Source organism: Microcystis sp. LE19-41.2A (genome assembly GCF_027530405.1).
Classification (GTDB): Bacteria; Cyanobacteriota; Cyanobacteriia; order Cyanobacteriales; family Microcystaceae; genus Microcystis; species Microcystis aeruginosa.
In genome coordinates this window covers 1-8646 of sequence record NZ_JAPZQJ010000359.1, presented here as the reverse complement: position 1 = coordinate 8646, position 8646 = coordinate 1, and the positions used below count along the sequence as shown (strand labels likewise).

The 8646-nt window shown below is 45.4% G+C and carries 6 protein-coding genes and 1 pseudogene; 4 read left to right on the top strand and 3 right to left on the bottom strand.

The window, feature by feature from the left end; all coding sequences use genetic code 11:
• Positions 1–201 precede the first annotated feature (201 nt).
• Complete coding sequence (locus tag O9290_RS14515) at positions 202–861, bottom strand: SDR family oxidoreductase (protein ID WP_002761432.1); 660 nt, start codon at positions 859–861, stop codon at positions 202–204.
• Between the two features lie 124 nt (positions 862–985).
• Here O9290_RS14515 and O9290_RS14510 point away from each other — a divergent pair, with 124 nt between their 5' ends.
• The 3 genes from O9290_RS14510 to O9290_RS14500 all read left to right on the top strand — a co-directional run bounded on the left by O9290_RS14510 (position 986) and on the right by O9290_RS14500 (position 4741).
• Entirely contained in the window at positions 986–1690 is a 705-nt protein-coding gene (locus tag O9290_RS14510; protein WP_002761430.1) for a DUF1997 domain-containing protein, read from the top strand.
• A gap of 152 nt (positions 1691–1842) precedes the next feature.
• Complete coding sequence (gene typA / locus O9290_RS14505) at positions 1843–3636, top strand: translational GTPase TypA (RefSeq protein WP_002761429.1); 1794 nt, start codon at positions 1843–1845, stop codon at positions 3634–3636.
• A 133-nt stretch (positions 3637–3769) separates the two neighbouring features.
• Positions 3770–4741: a ribose-phosphate pyrophosphokinase gene (locus tag O9290_RS14500; RefSeq protein WP_079207867.1), complete on the top strand. Its 972-nt coding sequence runs from the start codon at positions 3770–3772 to the stop codon at positions 4739–4741.
• Positions 4742–4794: 53 nt separating this feature from the next.
• Here O9290_RS14500 and lepB read toward each other — a convergent pair whose 3' ends face one another.
• On the bottom strand, positions 4795–5397 hold the full coding sequence (gene lepB, locus O9290_RS14495; RefSeq protein ID WP_002761427.1) for a signal peptidase I: 603 nt from the start codon (positions 5395–5397) through the stop codon (positions 4795–4797).
• Between the two features lie 294 nt (positions 5398–5691).
• Between lepB and O9290_RS14490 the strand changes: the two genes are divergently transcribed.
• A complete protein-coding gene (locus tag O9290_RS14490; RefSeq protein WP_288058327.1) occupies positions 5692–7863 on the top strand; it encodes an EF-hand domain-containing protein in 2172 nt (723 codons plus the stop codon).
• 187 nt (positions 7864–8050) lie between these two features.
• Here O9290_RS14490 and O9290_RS14485 read toward each other — a convergent pair.
• A pseudogene (locus O9290_RS14485) lies at positions 8051–8515 on the bottom strand (DUF2290 domain-containing protein).
• Between the last annotated feature and the right edge of the window lie 131 nt (positions 8516–8646).

Here is an 8646-nt window from a genome sequence, read left to right as displayed (position 1 = left end):
GGCTCTTCGGTAATTGTTATGCAATGGACGGGGGTTATAAGGGATGGAACCCTTATATAGAAAAGCATTTAGCGATTTTTGTCAATTGTTTTTGCTCTAGAGCGAACTAATCAATTAAGTCTCTTGCCAGATAAGGATTTAGTCGATTTATGCCCCCCTATCGAACCATACCAAGTAACGAAGAACCTAACTGATTACTGTTTAGCCGACACTTTGAAACAATTGAGTCCAATCGAGATTGGGAGCATCTGAGGGAGCAACAATTTCGAGAATTTTATTGTTAGCGGCGGGATAAAATAGGGATTCTACGCAAACGGAAGCCACTTTTGTGCGGGGAATATTGCCCTCAGAAAGGGTATCGGCGGATGACATTTTAATGGCATTAAGGTTATCCTCGTTTTTCAGGCCGCCGGGGCGCACAATGGTGTAGGTTAAGCCACTCTTGATTAAATAGTCTTCCGCTTGTTTTTTCCAGAATAAAATTAACCAAAAGAGATTGAGGGGGTGGAAAAAGTTCGATACACAGAGGGAAGTAACGAGAACAAAATGCTCGATTCCTTTCTTTTTTGCGGCATCGATGAGATTTTTAGTTCCCAAGTAGTCCACTAACAAAGGTTCCGTGGGGTTAAAACTCGGTCTGGCTCCCGTGGCGCATAACAAAACGCTACAATCAGCGATTAGTGCCTCTAACTTATCGGCCTGTTGGACATCTCCGACGACGATTTCCACCCCTGCGGGCAAAATTTCCGCCGCTTTCTCGCGGTTTCTCACCAAAGCGCGGACGGGAATCTGACGTTCGACTAATTGGGCAACAATTCGCCGTCCCGTTTCCCCTGTGGCTCCTGCTACAAATGCTTTCATCGCTTCTTGACCTAATAGTTTTTAACAATACGTTACACTAATCTCGATTCTACAAATTTCCCTGATCCTTTGGCGGTTAATCCCCAAATGTTTCTAGTACTATCATTTGCCCAGTTTATAAGTCATGCAGCGTCCCCCCATTAACTCCCTAGCTCGCGAATCTGTAGAAGTCAAAGAAGACAATCAATTTCTTGGTTTTCAAACCCATTTTGCCGGAGCGATGGATATGTATAGCAATCAGGACAAGGTTGCCGATTATCTGCGCGCTCACGAAGGTTGGTTTTGTCGTTGTGCCGAACCGATGAAAACTCTGCCCTTCGGTGACAATGGTTATATTATCACCATCGGTAAATATGGAGCTTTTGGCTATGAACTGGAGCCGAAAATCGCTGTGGTTCTCGATCTGCCCGTCAATGGAGTCTATCATACTCGCAGTGTCCCCATTCCCGATCAACCGTTTTTAGGCTATCTAGTGGATTATCAGGCAATTATGAAACTAGAGGAAATGCCGCTATCTTCTCCTAGTCGGGAAATTGAGGCAATTTTTCGGCAACAGGGACGGGATATTCCGGCGGTTATCACCCAAGTCACCTGGGAACTGCGTATGGATGTTATGGTTAAGTTTCCCAAGTTTATTTATAAGATTCCCCGTCCCATTCTCCAAAAAACCGGTGATAAACTGTTGACGCAAATTGTTCGCCAAGTTTCCCCTCGCTTAACCTACAAAGTTCAAGAGGATTTTCACTCTAGCTTTAATTTACCCCTACCCCCTGCCTCCAGTCGTCTTTTCTATCGTCTCGACTCCTGTGAGGGTGGGTTGCTTGCCTAGGGTTTGGGGAGTCTGTCAACAGTAATCAGTAGAGCTTGCTGATGGGAAAGCAAGGAAAAATAAAGATTTGCTAACGGTGCTGGTCAGTCTAAGCTAGAATTATTAAGAAATGTTTACTTGTAAAAATAAACCTAAGACTACTTCAATATTTTATGTCTCTGCCTATCCGTAACGTTGCTATCATTGCTCACGTTGACCACGGGAAAACCACCCTCGTCGATGCACTCCTCAAACAGTCGGGAATCTTTCGAGAAGGGGAAGATGTACCCACCTGCGTCATGGATTCCAATGACCTCGAAAGAGAACGCGGTATCACCATTCTGGCCAAAAACACCGCCGTTCGTTACCAAGACACCCTGATTAACATCGTCGATACTCCCGGTCACGCCGACTTTGGTGGCGAAGTGGAACGGGTTTTAGGTATGGTGGACGGTTGTATCCTGATTGTCGATGCTAACGAGGGGCCGATGCCCCAAACCCGTTTTGTGCTGAAAAAAGCCCTAGAAAAGGGATTAAGACCGATTGTCGTGGTCAATAAAATCGATCGCCCTAACGTCGATCCTAACCTAGCCGTGGACAAAGTTTTCGATCTGTTTGTGGAACTGGGTGCCGATGACGACCAATGTGATTTTACTACTCTGTTCGCTTCCGGGATGCAAGGATTCGCCAAAGAAAGCCTCGAAGACGAAGACAAAGATATGCAGCCCCTCTTTGAAGCGATTTTACACCACGTTCCACCACCGGCCGGGGACGTTAACAAACCCCTACAGCTGCAAGTAACCACCCTCGATTACTCGGAATACTTAGGACGCATCGTTATCGGCCGCATCCATAACGGCGTAATTAAAGCTGGTCAACAGGCAGCTTTAGTAAAGGATACGGGCGCGGTTGTCAAGGGTAAAATAACAAAACTTCTTGGTTTTGAGGGCCTCAAACGGGTGGAACTAAACGAGGCCAGCGCCGGTAATATCGTTGCTGTGGCTGGTTTTGCCGACGCTAACATCGGGGAAACCGTAACTTTAGCCGATGACCCGCAAGCTTTACCCCTAATTAAAGTTGATGAACCGACCCTACAAATGACCTTCTCGGTGAACGATTCTCCCTTTGCCGGTCAGGAAGGCACTTTTGTCACCTCGCGGCAAATTCGCGATCGTCTAATGCGAGAATTAGAAACTAATGTCGCCCTGCGGGTGGAAGAAAGTGATTCTGCCGAGAAATTCCTGGTTTCGGGACGGGGGGAACTGCATTTAGGCATTCTCATCGAAACCATGCGTCGGGAAGGCTACGAATTCCAAGTATCGCAGCCGCAAGTTATCTACCGCGAAATTAACGGTCAACCCTGCGAACCCTACGAATACCTCGTTTTAGATGTACCCGAAGAAGCGGTGGGTTCCAGTATCGAACGTCTCGGCCAACGGAAAGGGGAAATGCAGGATATGCAGACGGGCAGCAATGGCCGTACTCAATTGGAATTCGTGATTCCGGCCCGAGGTTTAATCGGTTTCCGGGGCGAATTTATCCGTCTGAGTCGCGGTGAGGGGATTATGAACCATAGTTTTCTCGAATATCGTCCTTTCTCCGGGGAATTGGCCACCCGTTACAATGGCGTGATTACTGCCTTTGAGGAAGGAGTCGCCACTTTCTACGCCCTCAAAAACGCCGAGGACCGGGGGGTATTTTTTATTACTCCGGGGACAAAAGTGTATAAAAACATGATTATCGGCGAAAGCAACCGGCCCCAGGACGTGGAGATCAATATCTGCAAAACTAAACAGTTAACTAACCATCGTTCCGCCACCGGGGATGAATTGGTTCAGTTACAATCCCCCGTGGATATGAGTCTCGAACGCGCCCTCGAATACATCGGACCGGATGAGTTGGTAGAAATTACCCCGAAATCGGTCCGTCTGCGTAAATTACCGGTGAAAAAGTTAGCCAAACGTTAATCGGTTTTGACAAAATCCGGCGGCAATATCTAACAAAGAAATCCACTCAGATTTTCAACAAAACTGAGATGATAGAAAAAAGTGCCTTGAGTTTGAGGGTAAAGAATCTGCTGTGAGCTATTCTGCTACTTTGATGCGACATCCGATGTTTCCCGCCGCGTCGGACAGCAATCGTCTTCGTCTCTTTTCGGGATCCGCTAATGTATCTCTTGCCCAAGAGGTGGCCCGTTATCTGGGCATGGATGTGGGTCCGATGATTCGTAAACGTTTCGCCGATGGTGAATTGTACATCCAGATTCAGGAATCGATCCGCGGCTGTGATGTCTATTTAATTCAACCCTGTTGCAATCCCGTCAACGATCATTTGATGGAATTGTTGATCATGATTGATGCCTGTCGTCGTGCTTCTGCCCGACAAATTACCGCCGTAATTCCCTATTATGGTTATGCTCGCGCCGATCGCAAAACCGCCGGCCGGGAATCGATCGCCGCTAAACTGGTGGCTAATCTGATCACGGAAGCGGGGGCAAGTCGCGTGTTGGCCATGGATTTGCATTCGGCCCAAATTCAAGGTTATTTCGATATTCCCTTCGATCACGTTTACGGTTCCCCAGTGGTGGTGGACTATCTTCTCAGTAAACAATTACCCGATATCGTCGTGGTTTCTCCCGATGTGGGTGGGGTGGCCAGGGCGCGGGCTTTTGCCAAAAAACTCAGTGATGCTCCCCTAGCAATTATTGATAAACGCCGGCAAACCCATAATGTGGCGGAAGTGATGAACTTGATCGGCGATGTTAAGGATAAAACGGCGGTTTTAGTCGATGATATGATCGATACGGCCGGTACGATCGCTCAAGGGGCGCAGTTACTGAAAGCCAAGGGGGCGCGACAGGTTTATGCTTGTGCCACCCATCCGGTTTTTTCTGGTCCGGCGATCGAGCGTTTATCCAGTGGCATAGTCGAGGAAGTGATCGTTACTAACACGATTCCCGTCCCCCAAGAACATCTTTTCCCGCAACTGAAAGTCTTGCCGGTTGCCCCGATTCTGGGGGAGGCAATATGGCGCATTCATGAGGACAATTCCGTGAGTAATATGTTCAAATAGATGGCCGAATCCCCCTAGTTTTAGGGGGAATTTTTATATTTATTTTGTTGACATTAATTCTGATTTATGGCAGCGTCGGGGTTGTCAAGTCCTCCCAGACGATTGAAGGGCCAAAAACGCACCACGGCGCGACCGATTAAGTTGTCCCGGGGAACGAAGCCCCAAGCGTGGGAATCATAACTATTATTGCGATTATCGCCCAAAACCAAATATTGATCGGGGGGAACTGTCACCGGTCCGAAAGTATAATTAGGTTCTTCGGCGATATACTTTTCCGCTAAAACTTTACCGTTGACGTGAACTAGACCGTTTTTGACTTCCACCTTATCCCCCGGCAGTCCAATCACCCGTTTAATAAAAGCATCATGAAAATTTTGAGCTTTGAGAGCGGCTGTCGGACTAAAAACCACTATATCACCCCGTTCTGGCTTCTGAAAATGATAGCTAACTTTCTCGATAATTAGGCGATCGTTAATCTGGAGAGTGGGTTCCATGGAAGAAGAGGGAATATAACGGGCCTCGGCCACAAAAGTGCGGATGCCAAAAGCCAAAATTCCAGCCGTGACAATGGTTTTAACTGCTTCTAGCCAAGGGTTTTCTTGGGGGACGGGAGGAGGAGAGGGTTTTTCGGATTTATGGTTCAAGCTTTCAGCCATAGAATTTAAACTTTTGAGAAGGATTAAGCCAATACGCTCTTTAATGTTCTAGTCTAGTGATAGTAGCAGCGTAGATAATATTTTAAGACAATTTTCCCACATATACTGGATCACTGTTAATTTGTCAACGCCGCACCCTGCTGCCTGAAGGGGAATTTCCTCGGGGGTAGAAAAAGGCAATGCAGTCCCTCAAAAAGGCAAGTTTTTCGCCGCTATTAAAGTAAAAGCTTGATAATTCGAGGATTGAAGCCCTAATCTCCCTTAAAAGTCTCTTCTCCGTCACTACTTAGACCTATGTTTGCACAAATTCCCGAACGATCAATGCACTATCTGCGATGGGTTGTTACCATCGCTTGGTTAATTCTGATATTTTCTCTGTTTTTTGACCCGATTTCGGCACAATTAACCGATACTAATAATCTCTCTAGTCCCCTGAGAGTTGATCCCGATGTGTGCATTAAAGTCCAGGGAGTTTGCCTACCCCAATCCTCCTATCAGTTAGCTGCGCCGATTTTTTGGGGAATAGTGGTTCCTAGTAGCATTTTTATCTTATTAGTATTCGGTCACGAACTCTGGCGGCGTATCTGTCCTTTATCCTTTCTTTCTCAAATACCGCGCGCTTTGGGTAAACAGCGTCAGAAAAAATACACCGATAAATCGGGGAAAGTCCGCTATGAAATCTATAAAGTGCCGAAAAACTCTTGGTTAGCCCGGAATTATCTCTATCTACAATTAAGTCTGTTATTTTTGGGTTTATGCGGACGGATTCTCTTTGATAATTCCGATCGCTTAGTCTTGGGTAGCTTTTTAATCTTTACTATTCTAGTGGCGATCTTTGTGGGTTATTGGTATGGGGGCAAATCTTGGTGTAACTATTTCTGTCCCATGAGTCCAGTGGAAAGGATTTACGGTGAACCGAGGGGTTTACTAAATAGTACCGCTCACGAAGACAGTCGCGGTGGGATTACTCAATCTATGTGTCGTATTGTCCGGGAAGATGGTAGCGAACAAAGTGCCTGTGTTGCCTGTCAGAGTCCCTGTATCGATATCGATGCGGAAAGATCCTATTGGGATGGGATTACTAACAGAGATCGCCAATGGCTTTATTACGGTTATTTTGGCTTAGTTTTTGGCTATGCTATCTATTATTATCTCTATGCTGGCAATTGGGACTATTATTTCTCTGGAGCTTGGGCGCACGAAGAAAATCAACTAGAATCCCTCTTTCAACCGGGTTTTTATCTTGCTGGTCAGGCAATTGCGATTCCGAAGCTGGTAGCTGTTTCCTTAACTTTGGCAATCTGCACTTTTTTGGGTTACTTTCTCGGTAAAAAAGTTGAAAATGCCTATAAAGTCTATAGAATCCGCAAAAAGTCGCCCTTACCGACCGAAATTATCCGTCACCGCGTCTTTACTGTCGGAACTTTTCTGATTTTCAATTTCTTCTTTATTTTCGCTGGTCGTCCTTTTATTAATCTTTTGCCAAAATTTTGGTATTATTTCGCTGATATTTTACCGGCTGTTTTGAGTAGTTTATGGTTATATCGCACCTGGACAAGGGATCCCGACCGTTACCAACGAGAAGGACTAGCGGGAAGATTGCGTAAACAGTTGGGTAAACTGGGTCTCGATACGGCTAAATATCTTGATGGGCGATCGCTGTCAGCTTTGCACGCGGATGAGGTGTATGTATTGGCCAAGATACTGCCGGATTTCAGCCACCAGAAGTGTTTAAAAGCCTATAAAGCCTTGTTAAAAGAGGCTTTGGAGGAGGGATATACTGACTTCGGCCACAGCCTCGAAATCCTAGAACAAATGCGCTTAGAGTTGACGATTACCGAGGCCGAACATCAGGCAATTCTAACGGAGTTGGGTGTGGAATCGGCCGAACTTCTCGATCCGGACAAGCAGTATAGTCGCGAGGATTGGTTGCGTTTGCAGAGTTACCGCGATGCTTTGTTAGAAAGTTTGTTGGTGACTTGGAAAAAAGACCCCGATCGCCGGGTGGGGTCAGAATTGCTGGAAGTGTTAACCGGTAAGAGTTCCAGGGAGGCGATCAAGCATTTATTGACGGAATTGCCGGCCTCGGAAACGGAAACTGTCGAGTCTTTGCGTCGGGAGTACGGAGTTACCGGTCAGGAGGAGGAAACGATTCTCCATCGTCCTCTGTCCCGTCAATTATGGCAAAATATCGCCCGCGCTTTTCAGGTCTTTGATCGTCTATCTTTTAGTAGTGACAGCGATCGTGATCAACAGGAAAGAATTTTATTGGAAAGATTCCAGCTATTCGATAGTGATGGCTCCGGACAAATTAGCCTTGAGGAGTTAAAAGCTTGTCTTCAGGCGATCGAACCGGGGGTGACAGACAAGGAAATCGAAGCTATGTTACAGCAGGCCGATACAAGTCGCGATCATCAGATTAGTTTTCCAGAATTTCGCAACCTACTGCACCAATTCCACAAATAAACTGTCTTCAGTTAAGGAGTCTTTATTTTCCCTGACTCCTTATTCCTTGAAAAAATAGCTGTTCGCAGGCAGGCACGGATTCCCATTATACTAGAAAGTATAAGGCAAGTTGAGGGATTTTGTCAAGCTTTTTTGAGAAAAAATTTCGAGGTTTCGCTGAACTGTATGAGGGTAAATCCAATAGGGACTATAGAGAGGGAGATTTAATAGCAAAATGTAGTATATTCGTTTCTATTTCAGTTATGGTTTCTGGAAATCGCTGATTGTTAAAATTGATCTGCTCGGAATATAGATGATAGGCTGTATTGTAAAAGTTACGAAGGATAAAAGCAATAAATATGCTGGGTGTTAAAGGGGAGGACACTGGAATTCGGCAGTTTTTGAATTGTCCTAGGGTGAGATGACATCTGGGGTGATGAATCTCTTGAAAATTATCAGGATCGTAATCAAATCTAATCGGTACAGCTACAATATTTTTGTCGATAATATCGGCAAATATCTCATCTTCTTCATATAGTTCTGGCTCATTTTGAAAAGATTATAAATAAGGGGATGAGAAGAAAGCTAGTCTATGGGATAATAACTGCGATCCTTGGAAGCGATAAAGTAATTGAATCAAGGCTCCATCAATCATTTTAATATTATATAGCAATTCTTGGAGCTATGAGGTACAATGGAAAGCAAATAGACAAATAATAGAACTTACCAGCTTCCTATGAGACCCTATTCCGTAGATTTTCGCCAAAAAATTATCGATGTCTGGAAGAAAGAAAAAATTTCCAT